Origin of the sequence: Dethiosulfatarculus sandiegensis, from assembly GCF_000931935.2 — a bacterium.
Lineage (GTDB): Bacteria > Desulfobacterota > Desulfarculia > Desulfarculales > Desulfarculaceae > Dethiosulfatarculus > Dethiosulfatarculus sandiegensis.
Window position 1 is genome coordinate 17,015 of record NZ_AZAC01000067.1, and the last position, 16,850, is coordinate 33,864.

Consider the following 16,850-nt stretch of genomic DNA (forward strand, 5'->3'; position numbering starts at 1 on the left):
AAAATTGCTCCAACCGCCGTGTGCATCATTTCCCCTTTTGTTTATTGCCCGGCCTCCTTATTGTTTTTTTGATGCTGTCAAGCCTTGCACCCTTCGCCCGGGCGCAGGGTTGCGGGCAGATCCAGTCAGGGAAATTTCCCTGGTTCACGGCCAGGGCCTTAAGAGCAGACCAGATTAAAACCCAAAATCAAATTTTGGCCTTATGCGACCTGGCTAAGAAGGCGGCCCCGGTCTTTCCCCGGTTGGCTTTGGATCTGGCCAGACAGGCCCTTTCGCTTGAATGCAGCCAGGAAAAAGCCAGGGCAGTCAGCTTGGTCGGAGATGTGAGAAGACTCTTTGCCAAGAGGCTTGGGGCGGACCAGGAGAAAATGCTTCAAGGCCTGGAGTCAAGGGCAAGGGCTGCCTGGCGTTTTCGCTTGATCGGCCAGACAGCCCAGGCTCTGCAACCTGAATTTTCCCTTATAGCCTATGATTTTGCCTTGAGAACCTGTCTGACAAATCCGGATGTCAGGCAAAGAGATGCCGAACTGGTGGAGTTGGCCGCTGTACTGGCCCGGCATAATCGCTGGAAGGCTTGGGTGCTGATTCGCCTGATCAAGGAAAAAACAGCCAAGGTGCGGGCCATGCGGCTGGTGGCGAGTGCGGGCAACTCCTGGTTTGAGATGGGATGCGCCCTGGTTCTGGCCCAGACTATGGAAGATCCGGCTTCCAGGATAAAGGCTCTAAGCGGCATAGCAAAGAGTGCCGTCATGTGGAACAAGAGCCTAAGAACGGAGCTTTGCACCAGAGCCTTTGATTTGGCAAAAGAAATAAACGACAAAAGCCTTAGGGCTTGGCTTGAGGGGCGGGTTGCCGCCGATGCGGCCTTGATAGACCCCCATGAAGGGTTGGCCCTGGCCATGGCCATGGGCTCCAGGGACGGTACGGCATTTGAGGCGTTTTTTCAGGCGGCGGTGGGGCTTGAAGTCCTTAACGCGGTTCAGGCGAGCCGCGCCTGGCTTCTGGCTTGGGATCAGGTTGGTTATCTGGGCGGCGAACCGGAAAAAGCTCTGGCCCTGGGAAGGATTGTGCGGGCTGTTTCCGGAGTTGATCCCAAGTTTGCAAGCGAGGTCTTGCAATCCTGGCCCAGGGGCGAATTTTTAGTCAGGACCGAGGCTGAGGCCGCCCTGGCCCTGAGTATGGCTGGAAATGACCTAGCCGGGGCCATAGCCATGGCCGGGCGCATCAGAGATCAGGTGGTGCGGCTGCGCACCCTGGCAAGGCTGGCCGGTGCATCAAGTTATGAATTGCAAAAGGCCGGTCAGGAAAGACTGCCGGAAAAGGTTTTGATGGAGTCCGGGAATCTAGGGGAATCGGAGACGGCTTTGCTGTTGATTCCCTCTGTGGCCGCTATAAGCCCGGCCAGGGCCGTGGGGTTGATCCAAAAAATAAATGAACCGCTCAACAGGGCTAAGGGGCTGATTCGCCTGGCGCGGATCCTTTGGCATCAGGGCAGGGACAGGGAGGCTGTCAGTGCCCTTAACATGGCTCTTTGGGAAATAAATTGCACAAAAAATCAACAAACACTTGACAATGTGCGAATACTGGGCGATATGGGGCGTGGGTGGGCGTTGATTGACCCCGGCAAGGCCAAGAAAGTTTTCTTGCTGGGAGTGCAAGCAGCCTATAGATAAGGTATTGAAACAGTCCGGCCCGGTTTCATTGTCTATTCGGGTGGGACATCTTTAGCAAGGAGGACGTGTAATGTTTCAGGTGACAGTTGATGCGGCCAAATGCGTGGGCGACGAAGAATGTGTGGATGTCTGCCCGGTCGATGTCTATGAAATGCAGGATGGCAAGGCCGTTCCGGTTAACGCCGAAGAGTGCCTTGGCTGTGAGAGCTGTATCGAGGTCTGTGAGAACGACGCCATCACGGTGACCGAAGTTTAAGGAAAACCAAAAGGGTTTTCTACGGTCCGAAGTCCTCTTCGGGCCACATAAGCTCGCCGCCTGAGCCCATTTAGGGGCACGGGCGGCGATATTTTTTGGGTGGTTTTGTTTGAGTTGCCGAACAAAGCCCGCCAGGCTTTTGCCTTTGAAAGAAAAAGCCGCCTCTCCAGTTGGAGATGCGGCTTTTTAGCGGCTTGATTGCAAGCTATTTTTTATGGCAGCCGTTGCACTTGGTGGGAGCCTTTTTGGGGTCTCCGACTTCTTTGTGGCAGGCCTTGCAATTTTTGTGGAAGGCGTTCATCAGGCTCAGGAGCTTGCCTTTGTTCTTTTTGGGAGAAGTATGGCAGGCTTCACATTTCTGCACCTTGTCGCCTTCTTTCCACATATTCTTGCCGTCTTTGTAGTCGTGGTGGCAAGAGTCGCATTTCAGCTTGTAATCCACGCTGTGCTTTTTGTGGGTGAAGTGAACTGCGGGTTTTCTGTGCTTGGGGAAAACAGGGCTTTCGATATTGATTTCGTCCTGGACTTCGCCAGAAGGAGTTTTTTGAGCCCAAGAGTTGGAGCCGACCATTGCGGCGGCCACTAGTCCCAGACAGACCACGATGGCCAACATACCCTTTTTCATGATAAAAATTGCCTCCCTAGCATAGTAGAAATCGTTTTGAATTAAGCAGGCCCTTTTGTCTGGTCTGCCGTGACATACTATGAAACCGGGGTTGCCCCTTGCATTAGGATAGCCCGCTTACAGACATTTTCCTAAACAAAAGACGACCGCCCGGTTTGAATTCCGACCGCTACGGCCAAATCCCCTGAATTGTATACGCCGTACCGTGGTGACGTCAAGAAATTATCTATCCTCAAGGTGGTTAACCCCAGGAAAGTATGGCTAATATTCCTTATTATCTCCCTTGGGTGAGGTTAGTTTTACCTCTTCCCAAAGCCGGTCCATTTCTCTTATATCCATATTGCTCAGGTCAAGACCGCGTTTTTGAGCCAGGGATTCCATGCCGGTGAAGCGATTCTGAAATTTTTGGTTGGCGCCCCTCAAGGCGGCTTCCGGGTCAATGTCCTGATGCCTGGCCCATTGCGCCAAAGAAAATAAAAGATCCCCCAACTCTGCGGTGGTCTCTTCCGGAGTCCGGGCTTCTTTGAGTTCGGCTATTTCCTCATTAACTTTTTCCCATACATCTTGCTGAGTTGACCAGTCAAAACCGACTCGGGCGGCCCTTTGACCCAGGCGGGAAGCCCTTTTTAGGGCTGGTGCGCCTTTGGGTACGCTGTCCAAGAGTCCCTGGCCGTTTCGGCTTCTTTCCCGATCCTTGATTTTACCCCACAACTCACGGACCTGATCAGAATTCTCGACTTGGTCCTTACCAAAAACATGGGGGTGGCGGCGGATCATCTTTTCTCTGATCGTCTTGATCGTCTCGGTGAGGCTGAAGGCTTCCTTTTCGGCGAACATCTGGGCCTGGAATAAAACTTGGAACAGGACGTCGCCCAACTCGCCCATTATTTCCTGTTGATCGCCGGATTCTATGGCATCCACAGCCTCGTAGGCCTCTTCGAGGATATAAGACGCTGCGCTTTCCGGGGTCTGTTTGCGGTCCCAGGGACAACCGTCCTTGCCCCTTAAATGGGCTACAAGCTCCATCAGACGCACCAGTTCATCAGAAGCGTTTTTTTGATTCTTGGGTGTTTGCACTATTAATTATCCTTGCCCTTTGGCTGGGGGCTGGAAGGGTTGGTGGGAGTGCTTTGGTCGGAACGAGGCAATAAACCGCTTCTTTCCTGCAAGGTTCTGGTTATATCCATGGGGATGAGATCCACTAGGGCTCGCCCTGTCTGCACCACATAAGGGGCTATATAGGATTTTTGCAAAATTCCCGGCGCTTGAAAGGGGGTGACCAAAAGCATGGCGTTTATAATCAGATAAGAAGCCAGAAGGCCTTTGGCTACTCCAGTGGCACAGCCAAGAAGCCGATCCATCATGGAAAAAGGGCCTTCGTGAATCAGGCGGGAGAGACCTCGACCCAGGTAAGAGAACACAAAGTAAACCACTGCCAGTGAGAGTCCAAAGGCTACGGCCGACCACCATTGACCCTCCACCCCGGTGAGTTTTTGCAGGAAAGCGGCAATGTATTCATAAGTGGCTGCGCTTGCAAGAATTGCAGCCACCAACCCTATCAAGCCCAAGACTTCTCTGATAAACCCTCGAACTAAAGCTTTCACCCCAAAAAAGGCCATAAGAGCGGCCAAACCCAGATCCAGTATGTTTGGTATTTGTTCCATTGTGATCCAACTCATATCATGCCCCCCAGGGAGCTGTCAATATACGGAGTCCTGCTTATAGTATGGTGATTTATTTGTCATAACAATTGGTTGGAGATTTAATCCGCTCGTTTTACTCGGTATCTTTACCCTTGCCCGGCCAAGGGGGGTGTGGTAAAGAGTCCAGATGGTTTGTTTAAACTATGAAATTGAACTCTCTTCCAGCGCAAGGACCGATATCTTTGATGTAACGGAAGAGGTTCAAAAGGTCGTTTTGCAAAGTGGGCTTAAAAAGGGTCTGGTTACTGTCCACACACCGGGCTCCACTGCGGCGGTCACGACCATAGAGTACGAAAGCGGTGCGCTTTCAGATTTTACCAGGGTTTTGGAAAATTTGGCCCCGGTAGACGGTGAATATGCTCACAATGCCCGCTGGGGCGACGGAAACGGCTACAGTCATGTAAGAGCCGCCCTTTTGGGCCCCTCGCTTTGCGTACCGGTTAAAGACGGAGGTGCTCTTTTGGGCGCCTGGCAACAGATAATAGTTTTGGATTTTGACAACCGGCCTCGCAAGCGTCGGGTAATTATACAGGTTCTGGGAGAGCGGGGCTGAAAATTATGACCAAGGAAAAAAAAGTGCGCCTATCTTTTGAAGATCAAGGCGCAGTGCAATCCCTGTTGGGTCCCAATGACGCCCATCTTAAGCTTCTGGCAGATCAACTTGATATAAAGGCCTTTTCCAGGGGAGGGGAGATCACCCTTTCCGGTGATTCCGAGCAGGTCCTTTTGGGCAAGCAGGTTCTGGTGCAGCTTTACGGCCTTTTGGCCAAGGGGTACCCTGTTTTTGAGATGGATGTGGAGTTCGCAGCCCGCATCTTGGCCGCGAATCCCAAGGCTTCCCTGAAGGATATCTTCCTGGATCAGATTTACCTGTCCGGCAAGAAGCGGGTGATAACCCCGAAAACAGTTGTCCAAAAGGCCTATATGGAGGCCATTCGCAGTCATGATATAGTATTCGGGATAGGCCCGGCGGGCACAGGCAAGACATACCTGGCCATGGCCATGGCCACAGACGCCCTGTTAAAGGGCAAAGTGCAAAAAATAGTTCTGACCCGGCCTGCGGTGGAGGCCGGTGAGAAATTGGGCTATCTGCCCGGAGATCTTGCGGAAAAGGTTAACCCCTACCTGCGTCCTCTGTACGACGCCTTGCATGATATGCTGGATTTTGAAAAGGCTGGCAGGTTAATGGGAAAGGGAGTTATAGAAGTTGCGCCACTGGCTTTTATGAGGGGTCGCACTTTGAACTCCGCTTTTGTTATATTGGATGAAGCTCAAAACACCACCAGTGAGCAGATGAAGATGTTTCTCACCCGCCTGGGTTTTGATTCCCAGGCGGTGATTACCGGCGACGTCACCCAAGTTGATTTACCTGGCAATACCGCCTCCGGCCTGATTGAGGCCCGGAGGATACTCCCCGACATAGAGGGGATCTCTTTTGTGCAGTTTGATGAAAAAGACGTTGTCCGGCACCGGCTGGTTCGGGAGATAATCCGGGCCTATGACCGGGAAGGGAGTCAAAATGGCCGATAAAGGCCCTAGACGTTTAAAACTCATCAAGCGAGAGGTTGAACCGGCCGCCTGGCTGGCCTGGTTGAAAAAGGCTTGGTCCGATCTTTGGGACCCTGAACAGGGGCGCCCCGGTCTGGAATGGGCGGTGCTTTTGGCCCTGGGGGCGTTTCTTTCCCTTTTGGCGGCGGCTTCACCCTGGTCCAAGGGAAACTTCGGACACTTGGTGGGATTGTTTTTCGTTTCGGTGCTTTTGCTCAGGGTGGTGTATCGCACCTGGTTCACCAGGCTTGAGCTGAGAACCGGGGCCCTTGTTGCCAAAGACCGGATTTTTATTGTCCTGGCCGTACTTTTGGGGGCCTTTCTCATGCGCGGCTATGGCCTTTTCGCAGGCGCTTTGGCCGGAGATCAGACCGAAATAACCTTGGCCGCCCTGGTTTTTGGTGCGCCATTGTGCGCAGGACCGCTTTTGACCACTCTTTTCATGGGGCCCAGGGCCGGTATGGTTCTGGCTATGGTCAACGGTGGCCTTTCCGCCCTGGCCTGGGGTCAATCAGAGAGTCTTTTTGTGTATTTTCTTTTGACCGGGGTCATAGCGGCTCATCAGGTCAAAGGCGGCGCCACCAGAAGCTCCTTGATAAGGGCGGGCAGTGTTTCTTCCCTTACCGGCATGGCGGTGGTTACGGCTATTGCCCTTTTACAAGGCTGGTTTATTTCCGTTGACTATCTGGTGGCCCTTTTAGCCTCAGGGGCGAGTGGTGTTTTGGGCGGCGTCCTGGCGGCGGGGTTTGTGCCCCTTTGCGAGATTACCTTTGGTTATATAACTGATTTTAAGCTGATGGAGCAGTCAAGCCTGGATCAGCCCATTTTGCGGGAGCTGATGCTCCAGGCTCCCGGCACTTATCATCATAGCCTGGTGGTCGGCAGCCTGGTGGAAGCGGCTGCCAAGGAAATAGGGGCCAACCATCGCCTGGCCAAGGTAGCGGCTTTGTACCATGACGTGGGCAAGCTGAAAAAACCGGCTTACTTTGTGGAGAATCAGTTCGGCGGCATAAACCGTCATGAAAAGCTGGCTCCATCCATGAGCTCCCTGATCTTGACGAGTCATGTCAAGGAAGGGGTGGAAATGGCAAAAAAACACCGTCTTGGCCAGCCCATTATCGACATCATGGCCCAGCACCATGGAACCAGGGTGATCAAGTTTTTCTACAGCAAGGCGGTGGAGTGCAGAAAATCGGCGGGTCAGAATCCTCCTGATCCGGAGGCCTTCTGCTACCCGGGCCCCAAGCCTCAGACCCGTGAGGCCGGCCTGGTGATGTTGGCAGATACGGTTGAGGCCGCGGCCAGGGCCCTGGACAATCCCACGCCCTCGCGTTTACAGGGCCTGGTGCAGACTCAGGTGAATACGGTTTTTGCAGAGGGGCAGTTGGATGAATGCGAACTGACCTTAAAAGACCTGCATAAGATCGCTAAAAGTTTCTATACAATTTTAAACGGTATATTCCACCAGCGCCTGGAATATCCCCAGGTCCAGGAAAAGGGCAAAAAGTCCCATGCAGATACTGATAAGCAACCGGCAGCAGGCGCAGCAGATTCAAGAACAGGCTCTAAGGAACAGACTGCAACAGGTCTTAGAAGACTTGGAATGCACTGAAGATACGGAGCTTTCACTTGTAATCACCGATGATGAGGGCATAGCGCCCTTGAATGAACAATATCTGGGGCATATGGGGCCCACCAATGTACTTTCCTTCCCTTTGGCCGAAGGCGAGTTCACCGAGGCTGCCCACGGCCTTTTGGGAGATGTGGTGGTCAGTGTTGAGACTGCCCGCAAAGAGGCTGATGAAAACGGCCTGGACCCGCAAGAACATTTTGTAAGGTTGATTATTCACGGCATCCTGCATCTTCTGGGCTATGATCATCTTACTGATCCTGAAGAGGCCCGCGAGATGGAAGATCTTACGGAAAAGCTTTTGAACGAAAGCAAGGGACAGGTTTTTTAAGGAGGACTGAAAGTGGCCCGTTTATCGGTAAATGTGGATCATGTGGCCACCCTGCGTCAGGCGCGGGGCATTGATGAACCAGACCCTGTGTGGGCTGCGGTGCTGGCCGAAAAGGCAGGCGCAGACGGAATCATCATGCACCTTCGTGAAGACCGCCGCCATGTGCAGGATAGAGACCTCATTGTAGCCGCTCAGGTGGTTAAAGGGGCCTTGAACATGGAGATGGCCGCCACAGATGAAATGGTGGGGATTGCCTGCGAGCTGAAGCCGGATATCTGCACCCTGGTGCCTGAGAAACGTCAGGAACTCACCACTGAAGGCGGACTTGAGGTCAAGGGTAATATAGACGGCATAAAGAGCGCCGTAACCAGGTTGAATCAAGCCGGGATCAGGGTGAGCCTTTTTATTGACCCAGAACCCGAGCAGGTCAAGGCGGCCCATATGGTGGGGGCTCAGATTGTGGAGCTGCACACCGGCGCTTATGCCAATGCGGTTGATGAAAAGGAAAGTGTGATCCTGTTGAGCAAGCTGGAGGACGCCTCCCGCCTTGCGGCCAGGCTGAAGATGAAGGTGGCCGCGGGTCATGGTCTTAATCTGCGCAATACTCCGCCGCTTTTGAAGATGCCCGAGATTGAGGAATACTCCATAGGCCATTCCATTGTGGCCAGGGCGGTTTTTGTGGGCTTTGAGGCAGCGGTTCAGGAAATGCTGGACCTGGTGAAAAGGAGCGCCCCGCCCCGCCCGCCGGAGCCCTCAATTCACCGATTGTAATATGGGGGCGTGAGTCAGAGCAACATAGCCAGCAAGAGCCGGTCAAGCCCGTGTTTGTCCGGCTCTTTTTACTGGTTCACCTTAGATAGCATTCACTAAGAGCCCGGTCTCATTATTAAACTCGCCTTAAATACCCTGTCCGCTTGTTTTTTTCGTGGGCAAAAGGAATAATATCGGGCTGTGGCCCCTGGGCTCAGTGTTCAGGCCGCCCCAAGTGGCCCCCTGCCTGAAGAGGCAAAGGCAGGCGCGGGTTCCATTATGGTGAGCGGCATGCAGCCCTGGCCATTTAGGGTCCAAAAGAGGTAGAATATTGCATTTGTTGTAAAAAACGGGCATTATTCCAGCCTGTTTAAACAAAGCCTTCCAGTGGAGAGCGGTCGGCAATATGTTTTTGCCAATTTGGTTGCGGCTGTTTTCGACTGCAAAGAGGGTTTACTGCGGGTAAGGGTTGGTTTTTACGGTCGTTTTTGACCTTATTTTTGATGTTCTTTTTTAGAGGTGTAGTTTGGTCTGCGGACTGGGCATGGATCTGGTAAAGGTTTCCCGCATGGAAAAGGCCTGGCGGCGTTTTGGAGACCGTTTCTTAGGACGTTGCTTTACCGGCCGGGAGGCACAAGAGGCCCTGGCCAGGCCCAACAGGGCCCAGGCTTTGGCTATGCGTTTCGCGGCTAAAGAGGCTTTCAGCAAGGCTGCGGGCCTGGGGATGCGGGGGCTTGGCTGGCGGGAAATTGAAGTCTGCCATAATGAGAGAGGCAAGCCGTTTTTAAAACTCCACGGCAGGGCCAGAGTTTGGATGGATGAAAACCAGGTCACCGGGTGCCATTTGAGCCTTAGTGATGACGGTGGCTTTGCCGCCGCAGTGGTTGTATTGGAGAAGTAATGATACTGGCAACAGCCGAACAGATCCGCAAAGCGGATGAGATGACCATCAAGGGTATTGGTCTGCCTGGAATGGTGCTCATGGAAAACGCTGCTCAAGGGGCGGTGCGGGTGCTGAAAGACGCCATGGGAGACCCCATGGATTGGGACGTGGCGGCATTTTGCGGCCGGGGGAACAACGGCGGAGACGGCTTGGCCATGCTGCGCATTCTGGCTGGTCAGGGCTCGGTGGCTACGGCCTACCTGTTTTGCCGTGAGGCTGATCTCAAAGGCGATGCGGCCGCCAACCTGGCTGTGGCCAAGGCCTGCGGTGTACAGGTGGTGGAGATCCCGGATGATGCCGCCCTGGAAGAGTATTACGAGGATATGGCCGGGCACGAGATCTATCTTGACGCGCTGTTGGGCACAGGCTTGAACAGTCTAGTCAAGGGGCGCTTTGCCGAAGCCATTGAACTTTTAAACGGCCTGGATGCACCTGTTCTGGCCGTGGATATACCAAGCGGCCTGAGCGCCGACACGGGCGCTGTCCTGGGCCATGCCGTAGAGGCGGATTTCACCGCCACCTTTGGCCTGACCAAGCTGGGGTTGGCCCTCGACGGGACAGAACATGTGGGGGAGCTCACCTGCGTGGATATCTCCATTCCTCCCGTTGTGGTGGCGGATCTTCAACTGGACAGCCACCTCCTGGAGGAAAGGGAGGTGCGCCTTTTATTACCGGAGCGGCCGGATAAGGGGCACAAGGGCACCTTTGGCCATCTCTTGGTGGTTGGCGGCTCGCCGGGCAAAACCGGCGCTCCCTGCCTGGCCGCATGGGGCGGCCTGAGGGCTGGAGCCGGTTTGGTCACGGCCGCCTTGCCCTGCGATTTAAATCCCATAGCCGAAGTTAAACTTACCGCGGCCATGACCCAACCCCTTCCCCAGACCAGTCAGGGCAACCTGGCCAAGGCGGCCGGTCCGGTTGTGCTTAAGATGCTCGGCTCGCGTCAGGCCATGGTTCTGGGTCCGGGCCTTTCCACAGAGGAAGAAACCGTGGAGTTGGTCAGGGATTTGGTTCTCAATTGCCGGATTCCCACTGTTCTGGATGCCGATGCCTTGAACGCCCTGGCAGGCGATCTTGCAAACCAGGGTTTTGGCGCGGCTCCCCATACAGTGCTCACCCCCCATCCCGGCGAGGCTGCCCGGCTTCTGGGTATGACTACAGAGGAGCTTTTGGCCGACAGGCCCAAGGCTGCGCGCGTTCTCGCCCGAAAAACAGGCTGCGTGACTGTGCTTAAGGGGGCTCGTAGCTTGATTGCCGATCCGGCCGGGGATCTTTGGGTCAATCCCACGGGGAATGTTCTCTTGGCTTCAGGCGGCTCCGGCGATGTGCTTAGCGGAGTAATAGGCGGGCTCATGGCCCAGGGATTAAGCGCCCTGGATGCTGCCTGCGCAGGCGTGTATGTGCATGGCCTGGCTGCGGACCTGGCCATAGAGGAATATGGAAGCCGAGGCCTGGCCGCCGATGAATTGGTGGATTTCCTGGTAATGGCGTTTCAGGCCTTTTTGTCTGAAGATGCCCAAGGGGATTTGGAAGAATTGTAAAAAATGAGTGCGCCCTACACCCATATTGAATATGAGCTGACCAGCGAAGAAAAGACCATGCGCCTGGGATCTGCCCTGGGCGCGCTTTTAAAACCCGGCGATATTGTACTGTTAAAGGGCGAACTGGGCGCGGGGAAAACGGTATTTGCCCGGGGGCTGGCCAAGGGCCTGGGGGTGAGCATGGACTACGACGTGGTCTCGCCCACCTTTACCCTGCTGAACATATATCCGGGGAAATGCAGTTTTTTTCATGCCGACCTTTACCGTTTGAGTCAGGGCGAGGTTCTGGACCTGGAACTTTTGGATGAGGCCCATGAAGGGGTTTTGGCGGTGGAATGGCCTGAAAGGGCGGGGGATATCTGGCCTGTGGGCAGTCTGCTTATTCAGTTTGCCAGTCCCGACCAGTTAAGGCGGCTGGTGAGGATATCAGGGCCGGAGGCAATTTTGAAAAATTTCCAGGAACATGAAACCCCAGGACAGGACGATTAGATATGGCCCTGATAGTGCAGAAATACGGCGGCACCTCGGTTGGCGACATTGAGCGCATTAAAAACGTGGCCCGAAAAGTCAAGGCCCGGGTGGATGAGGGGCATAGCCTGGTGGTGGTCTTGTCGGCCATGGCAGGCGTAACCGACAGGTTGATCAAGTTGGCCCATGATGCCAGTGATCGCCCCGTCGCCAGGGAAATGGACGTGCTGCTGGCCACCGGCGAACAGCAGTCTGTGGCTCTTTTTTGCATGGCGGCCGGGGATATAGGCCTCAAGGCCCAATCCCTTTTGGGTTTTCAGGCGGCGATCATCACCAACCATATGTACGGTAAGGCCCGTATTGAAGCGGTTGAATCCATGCGGGTGCATGAACTTTTGGATAAAGGCCAAGTGGTTGTGGTGGCCGGTTTTCAGGGGCTGGATGCCGAAACAGGCGATGTAACCACTCTGGGCCGGGGGGGCAGTGACACCACCGCCGTGGCTCTGGCCGCTGCCTTACAGGCCGATGTCTGTGAAATTTTTACAGATGTTGAAGGGGTCTTTACCTCTGACCCCAATGTGGTGCCTCAGGCCCGCAAACTCTCTCATATTTCCTATGAGGAGATGTTGGAGATGGCCTCTCTGGGCGCCAAGGTGCTGGATATCCGCTCGGTTGCCTTTGCCGCCAAGTGTGGGGTCAAGATACACGTACGATCCACTTTCAGTGATGAGGAGGGCACCATGGTGGTCCCTGAAGAACATGTCGATGAAAAACTAATAATCAGGGGTGTGGCCTATAGTAAAAATGAGGCCCGCATCACCGTAAAAGGCGTCAAGGATGAGCCCGGGGTGGCCAGCAATATTTTCACCCCCATCTCAGCCGCGGGTATTGTGGTGGATGTCATCATCCAGAACACCAGCGCCGACGGTACAACCGATATTACCTTCACGGTTCCCAAGACGGATTATAAGCAGGCCATGAACCTTTTGGCTCTAAAGGCGGAAAAACTGCACGCCAAAGAGGTTTTGGGTGATCCTGATATTGCCAAGGTGTCGGTCATCGGCATAGGTATGCGCAATCACGCCGGCGTGGCCACCCGCATGTTCAATGCCTTGGCCAAGGAAAATATCAATATTCAAACGATTAACACCAGTGAAATAAAGATTTCCTGTGTGATAGAAGAGAAATACACCGAACTGGCGGTCAGGGTTCTGCACGACGCCTTTGGCCTGGCTGAAGACGTCTTGCCTGAACAAGAAGCTTAATCCGCCTTTGGTATTCAATAATTAACTACAAGGTTCCAGATATATGGACATTAATTAAAGGAGGGTGACATGGCCCCTGAAAGCGGTATCACGGTCGTTCAGCATCTACTTAGCCAACAACTAAAGCACGGCGAGGCCACCGGAGCTTTCACCCGACTGCTAAATGAGTTGATCATAAGCGCCAAGATTATAAGCCGGGAGGTCACCAAGGCCGGGCTGGTTGATATCCTGGGCTTTACCGGCGAGAGAAACGTGCAGGGTGAACAGGTGCGCAAACTTGATGAGTTTGCCCATGATGTCATCTGTCACCGCATGGCCCAGTCAAGGCATATTTGCGTAATGGGTTCGGAAGAAGACGCCGACCCCATTGAAATGCCGGATAATGTGGAAAAGGGTGAATATGTCCTTTTATTTGATCCGTTGGACGGTTCTTCCAACATTGACGCAAATGTCAGCATAGGCACCATCTTCAGCATATTGCGCAAGCAGAGCACTGGTGTGGACTATAAAATGGGTGATCTTTTGCAGCCGGGCTATAAACAGGTGGCGGCCGGTTATTTTGTTTATGGCGCTTCCACCATGATGGTCTACACCACCGGCAACGGGGTGAGCGGCTTTACCCTGGATCCCTCGGTGGGCGAGTTCCTCTTGAGTCATCCCAATATCCAGATCCCGCCCAAGGGCAAGATTTTTTCCGGAAATATGGGATACTGGCGCTATTGGTCTCCCGCTGTTAAGAACTATGTGGAATATCTACAAAAGCCGGATGAGAACAAACCGGTTTATTCTTGCCGGTATATCGGCTCCATGGTGGCGGATTTCCATCGCACCCTGCTTTACGGAGGTGTGTTCTTTTACCCGGCCGATACTAAAGATCCCCAGAAGCCTCATGGCAAGCTGCGTCTGCTTTATGAGTGCAACCCCCTGGCCTATGTGGCTGAACAGGCAGGTGGAGCAGCTTCCACCGGCGATATGCGGATAATGGAAGTCCAACCCGATTCTTTGCATCAAAGGGTGCCTATTTTTATCGGCAGTCGACACGAGGTGGAGTTGGCAGAGAAATTTTATGCGGAAAATAAGTGAAAAAGATCCCGGCCATCTGGTCCTGGGCATAGAGTCATCCTGCGATGAGACCTCGGCCAGTGTGGTATTGGACGGCAAACGGGTGCTCAGTAATGTCATAGCCAGCCAGGTCAAGGACCATAAACCATTTGGCGGTGTGGTCCCTGAGCTGGCCAGCCGGAAACACCTGGTGAATGCTGTCCCGGTGGTGAATCAGGCCCTGGCTGAGGCCGGAGTCTCGCTTAATGATATAACCGGCATGGCCGTGACTCAGGGACCGGGCCTGATAGGCGCTCTTTTGGTGGGCCTTACTCTGGCCAAGGCCCTGGCCTGGTCCAGTGACACCCCCCTGGTGGGGGTGAGCCACCTGGAAGGGCATTTGAGCGCCCTGGCCCTGGGAGAGGATAAAATTTCTTTCCCCCTGGTGGCCCTGGTGGTGAGCGGAGGCCATACAAGCCTTTATCTGATGAAGGAGCCCGGCAAACAACAGGAATTGGGCCAGACCGTGGATGATGCGGCGGGAGAGGCCTTTGACAAGGTGGCCAAACTTTATGGACTGGGTTATCCGGGCGGTGTGGTGATTGATCGGCTGGCCAAAAAAGGCGATCCCGATGTGATCAAACTTCCCAGGCCCAGGATGCACGACGGCACCCTTGACTTCTCTTTTTCCGGCTTGAAAACGGCGGTAATTCGTTTTCGTGACAAAAATAAGGGCAAGGATTACCGCATAGAGGATCTGTGCGCCGGTTTTCAGGAAGCTGTTGTGGATGTGTTGGTCAAAAAGACCCTGGCCGCCGCCAAACTGCATGGGGTCAAGCAATTGGCCATGGCCGGCGGCGTGGCGGCCAACTCAAGACTACGCACCAAAATGGCCGATGCGGCACGGAAAAACAATATGACCCTCACCTACCCGTCCATGGATCTCTGCACAGACAACGCGGCCATGATCGCGGCTGTAGGCAGCCACTATCTCAGCCAGGGCAGACGTCTTTCCTGGACAAGCGATGCCATCAGCCGTCTTCCCAGAGGCGGGGCATTACCCAAGGATCTGTGATTTAATGATTTTCCCGGGAGTATTACTTAAGCAACACGGCCTAAGGGCAAGTAAGCGAAAAGGGCAGAATTTTCTGACCCAGCCTGCCACAGCCAAGGCCATTGCCCTAAGCGCCTGCATCCAGCCGGAAGATACGGTTTTGGAGATTGGCGCCGGACTCGGCGCCCTGACCCTGGCCGTGGCCTCCATGGCCAAAAAGGTGGTGGCCGTGGAGGTGGACAGGGGAATCTTTCCTGTCCTCCAGGGCATTTTGGCCGATGAGGGGGCGGAGAATGTAGAACCCATACTTCAAGACGCCTTGGAGCTGGACCTGGTTGAAATGGCCAGAGAAAACGGTTCCAGGTTTGTGGTGGTGGGAAATCTTCCCTATTCTGTAAGTTCTCCCATTCTGTTTAAGTTTCTGGATAATTTATCGGCCTGGCGCTCCGCCACCTTGATGGTGCAAAAAGAGGTTGCCGACCGGCTTGTCAGTGCTCCGGGGAACAAGGACTATGGCCGCATGTCGGTTTTGATCCAGACTTGGTGCAAAACCGGTCACGCCCTGACTGTGGGGCCGGATCAGTTTTTTCCCAAACCGGCGGTGGCAAGCTCGGTGGTGCATCTGGTGCCCAGGGAAGAAAATTTGGCCCGTGTGGGCAGTAGTGAGGAGGCCGCTTGGTTCAAGGGCGTGGTCAAGGCCGCCTTCGGGCAAAGGCGAAAAACCCTTTTGAACAGCCTCTCCAATGGGTTGGGTTTGGAAAAGGCCAAAGTTTCGTTCTCCCTGGAGAGCATCGGGATTGCCCCTTCGGCCAGGGCCGAAACCCTGACTCCGGAAATGTTTGCGGATTTGGCCAGGGCTTTGGCTGATCAGGCGTGAAAAAACCATAAATCGGCTATGTAATTTGACACACACCGGCTGGTGTGTTATCAACGTGTCTCGAAAGCAAAAGGCGGCCAAATAAAAGGCTGCCCACTAATTGACCCAGGTCTGGGGTTTCTGTCCCTCAGGCAGTTTTTGAGCCGCGCGAGGAGTTTCCCGTGCAGGCTTGCTAAAAAAATGCCTGTAAAAGGAACGGGACCTTTAAAGACCGCTTGGATTGACCAGGAGCCAGGCTCCGGCAACCGGGACGGTGAACATGCCCAATAATATTCTTGTAATCAATTCCCCTCTAGAAATGCGCGCTTATAGCCTCAAGGCCAGACAAGAGGGTAAGCGTATCGGGTTGGTGCCCACCATGGGGGCCTTGCACGCGGGCCATCTTTCCCTGATGGATTACGCACGCCCTCAGTGCGACCTTTTGGCGGCCAGTATTTTTGTTAATCCCCTACAGTTTGACCGTGAAGATGACCTGGCAGGTTATCCCCGCACCTTTGAAAGGGATCTTGAGCTTTGCGAGGCCCATGGAGTTGATTTGGTCTTTGCCCCGAATCCGGAAAATATGTATCCGGAAGGCTTCCAGACCTCTGTCTCTGTGGGGGAGATGACCAAAGGCCTGTGCGGAGCGGGTAGAGACGGCCATTTCCAGGGTGTCACCACTGTGGTTATGAAGCTGTTTAATACGGTTTTGTGTGATCTTGCGGTTTTCGGGGAAAAGGACTACCAGCAACTCAGGGTGATACAGCGTATGGTTCGGGACCTGGATATGCTGGTTGAAGTGGTGGGACGCCCCACAGTGCGGGAAGAAGACGGTTTGGCCTTGAGCAGTAGGAATAAACATCTGTCGCCTGAAGAGCGGGATAAGGCTCTGTGCCTTTCAAGGGCCCTTAAAAAGGCCCGCAGTCTGGCGGACGCTGGTGAGACCAGCAGGTCCAGATTGGTTGCCGAAGCCGAGGAAATAATAAGAGGCACAGATGGGGCCAAAATGGAATATGTGGAGATAGTTGATTCCCAATCCCTCGCGCCCATGCAAAAAATAACCAAACCTGCCCGCATGTGCCTGGCCGTCTGGTTGGGTGATACCAGGCTGATTGATAACGCTCCCTTGAACTGAAAAATACCGACGCTTTGTAAGCTCGGTGCGGAGA

The 16,850-nt window shown here is 54.1% G+C and carries 18 protein-coding genes; 15 read left to right on the top strand and 3 right to left on the bottom strand.

The annotated features are described in order from the left end of the window. The first annotated feature begins 71 nt into the window (after positions 1-71). Together X474_RS22780 and X474_RS22785 are read left to right on the top strand one after the other, a co-directional pair. Positions 72-1,673, top strand: coding sequence for a hypothetical protein (locus X474_RS22780; protein ID WP_156360897.1), 1,602 nt, complete (start codon positions 72-74; stop codon positions 1,671-1,673). Between the two features lie 70 nt (positions 1,674-1,743). Then, positions 1,744-1,929 (top strand): ferredoxin, encoded by a 186-nt coding sequence (locus X474_RS22785; protein WP_044352284.1) that lies wholly within the window; start codon positions 1,744-1,746, stop codon positions 1,927-1,929. A 205-nt stretch (positions 1,930-2,134) separates the two neighbouring features. Here X474_RS22785 and X474_RS22790 read toward each other — a convergent pair whose 3' ends face one another. The 3 genes from X474_RS22790 to X474_RS22800 form a co-directional block, all read right to left on the bottom strand. Then, entirely contained in the window at positions 2,135-2,554 is a 420-nt protein-coding gene (locus X474_RS22790; protein WP_052515534.1) for a cytochrome c3 family protein, read from the bottom strand. 261 nt (positions 2,555-2,815) lie between these two features. Continuing rightward, positions 2,816-3,631, bottom strand: a complete 816-nt coding sequence (gene mazG / locus X474_RS22795) for a nucleoside triphosphate pyrophosphohydrolase (RefSeq protein ID WP_052515535.1) — start codon at positions 3,629-3,631, stop codon at positions 2,816-2,818. Between the two features lie 2 nt (positions 3,632-3,633). After that, positions 3,634-4,233, bottom strand: a complete 600-nt coding sequence (locus X474_RS22800; RefSeq protein ID WP_044352285.1) for a CvpA family protein — start codon at positions 4,231-4,233, stop codon at positions 3,634-3,636. A 151-nt stretch (positions 4,234-4,384) separates the two neighbouring features. On the opposite strand from X474_RS22800, the gene X474_RS22805 reads away from it, so the two are divergent. From X474_RS22805 to panC, 13 genes are all read left to right on the top strand, one after another. After that, entirely contained in the window at positions 4,385-4,810 is a 426-nt protein-coding gene (locus X474_RS22805) for a secondary thiamine-phosphate synthase enzyme YjbQ (RefSeq protein WP_044352286.1), read from the top strand. Between the two features lie 5 nt (positions 4,811-4,815). Then, the gene (locus X474_RS22810; protein ID WP_044352288.1) at positions 4,816-5,787 is read left to right on the top strand and encodes a PhoH family protein; all 972 of its coding nucleotides are present in this window, start codon (positions 4,816-4,818) and stop codon (positions 5,785-5,787) included. Then, positions 5,777-7,417: an HD family phosphohydrolase gene (locus tag X474_RS22815; protein ID WP_052515536.1), complete on the top strand. Its 1,641-nt coding sequence runs from the start codon at positions 5,777-5,779 to the stop codon at positions 7,415-7,417. Before X474_RS22810 ends, X474_RS22815 begins: the two co-directional genes overlap by 11 nt. Continuing rightward, positions 7,317-7,766 (top strand): rRNA maturation RNase YbeY, encoded by a 450-nt coding sequence (gene ybeY, locus X474_RS22820; RefSeq protein ID WP_082464589.1) that lies wholly within the window; start codon positions 7,317-7,319, stop codon positions 7,764-7,766. The genes X474_RS22815 and ybeY overlap by 101 nt, the downstream gene beginning before the upstream one ends. A gap of 12 nt (positions 7,767-7,778) precedes the next feature. Then, entirely contained in the window at positions 7,779-8,537 is a 759-nt protein-coding gene (locus tag X474_RS22825) for a pyridoxine 5'-phosphate synthase (protein ID WP_044352291.1), read from the top strand. Positions 8,538-9,042: 505 nt separating this feature from the next. Then, a complete protein-coding gene (gene acpS / locus X474_RS22835; protein WP_044352294.1) occupies positions 9,043-9,417 on the top strand; it encodes a holo-ACP synthase in 375 nt (124 codons plus the stop codon). Continuing rightward, entirely contained in the window at positions 9,417-10,997 is a 1,581-nt protein-coding gene (locus X474_RS22840) for a bifunctional ADP-dependent NAD(P)H-hydrate dehydratase/NAD(P)H-hydrate epimerase (protein WP_044352296.1), read from the top strand. The genes acpS and X474_RS22840 overlap by 1 nt, the downstream gene beginning before the upstream one ends. A gap of 3 nt (positions 10,998-11,000) precedes the next feature. Next, entirely contained in the window at positions 11,001-11,486 is a 486-nt protein-coding gene (gene tsaE / locus X474_RS22845) for a tRNA (adenosine(37)-N6)-threonylcarbamoyltransferase complex ATPase subunit type 1 TsaE (protein WP_052515537.1), read from the top strand. A 2-nt stretch (positions 11,487-11,488) separates the two neighbouring features. Next, positions 11,489-12,730, top strand: coding sequence for an aspartate kinase (locus X474_RS22850; RefSeq protein ID WP_044352297.1), 1,242 nt, complete (start codon positions 11,489-11,491; stop codon positions 12,728-12,730). 69 nt (positions 12,731-12,799) lie between these two features. Next, a complete protein-coding gene (gene fbp / locus X474_RS22855) occupies positions 12,800-13,813 on the top strand; it encodes a class 1 fructose-bisphosphatase (RefSeq protein WP_044352299.1) in 1,014 nt (337 codons plus the stop codon). Then, positions 13,797-14,846: a tRNA (adenosine(37)-N6)-threonylcarbamoyltransferase complex transferase subunit TsaD gene (gene tsaD, locus X474_RS22860; protein WP_044352300.1), complete on the top strand. Its 1,050-nt coding sequence runs from the start codon at positions 13,797-13,799 to the stop codon at positions 14,844-14,846. The genes fbp and tsaD overlap by 17 nt, the downstream gene beginning before the upstream one ends. Positions 14,847-14,850: 4 nt before the next feature. Beyond that, the gene (rsmA, locus tag X474_RS22865) at positions 14,851-15,702 is read left to right on the top strand and encodes a 16S rRNA (adenine(1518)-N(6)/adenine(1519)-N(6))-dimethyltransferase RsmA (RefSeq protein ID WP_044352302.1); all 852 of its coding nucleotides are present in this window, start codon (positions 14,851-14,853) and stop codon (positions 15,700-15,702) included. A gap of 259 nt (positions 15,703-15,961) precedes the next feature. Beyond that, entirely contained in the window at positions 15,962-16,816 is an 855-nt protein-coding gene (gene panC / locus X474_RS22870) for a pantoate--beta-alanine ligase (RefSeq protein ID WP_197282238.1), read from the top strand. Positions 16,817-16,850: the final 34 nt, after the last annotated feature.

Excerpts from the sequence above, each read along its gene's own strand:
- X474_RS22780 (WP_156360897.1), top strand. The coding sequence starts at position 72 with ATGCTGTCAAGCCTTGCACCCTTCGCCCGGGCGCAGGGTTGCGGGCAG.
- X474_RS22785 (WP_044352284.1), top strand. The coding sequence starts at position 1,744 with ATGTTTCAGGTGACAGTTGATGCGGCCAAATGCGTGGGCGACGAAGAA.
- X474_RS22790 (WP_052515534.1), bottom strand. The coding sequence starts at position 2,554 with ATGAAAAAGGGTATGTTGGCCATCGTGGTCTGTCTGGGACTAGTGGCC.
- X474_RS22800 (WP_044352285.1), bottom strand. The coding sequence starts at position 4,233 with ATGAGTTGGATCACAATGGAACAAATACCAAACATACTGGATCTGGGT.
- X474_RS22805 (WP_044352286.1), top strand. The coding sequence starts at position 4,385 with ATGGTTTGTTTAAACTATGAAATTGAACTCTCTTCCAGCGCAAGGACC.
- X474_RS22810 (WP_044352288.1), top strand. The coding sequence starts at position 4,816 with ATGACCAAGGAAAAAAAAGTGCGCCTATCTTTTGAAGATCAAGGCGCA.
- X474_RS22815 (WP_052515536.1), top strand. The coding sequence starts at position 5,777 with ATGGCCGATAAAGGCCCTAGACGTTTAAAACTCATCAAGCGAGAGGTT.
- ybeY (WP_082464589.1), top strand. The coding sequence starts at position 7,317 with ATGCAGATACTGATAAGCAACCGGCAGCAGGCGCAGCAGATTCAAGAA.
- X474_RS22840 (WP_044352296.1), top strand. The coding sequence starts at position 9,417 with ATGATACTGGCAACAGCCGAACAGATCCGCAAAGCGGATGAGATGACC.
- tsaE (WP_052515537.1), top strand. The coding sequence starts at position 11,001 with ATGAGTGCGCCCTACACCCATATTGAATATGAGCTGACCAGCGAAGAA.
- X474_RS22850 (WP_044352297.1), top strand. The coding sequence starts at position 11,489 with ATGGCCCTGATAGTGCAGAAATACGGCGGCACCTCGGTTGGCGACATT.
- fbp (WP_044352299.1), top strand. The coding sequence starts at position 12,800 with ATGGCCCCTGAAAGCGGTATCACGGTCGTTCAGCATCTACTTAGCCAA.
- tsaD (WP_044352300.1), top strand. The coding sequence starts at position 13,797 with ATGCGGAAAATAAGTGAAAAAGATCCCGGCCATCTGGTCCTGGGCATA.
- rsmA (WP_044352302.1), top strand. The coding sequence starts at position 14,851 with ATGATTTTCCCGGGAGTATTACTTAAGCAACACGGCCTAAGGGCAAGT.
- panC (WP_197282238.1), top strand. The coding sequence starts at position 15,962 with ATGCCCAATAATATTCTTGTAATCAATTCCCCTCTAGAAATGCGCGCT.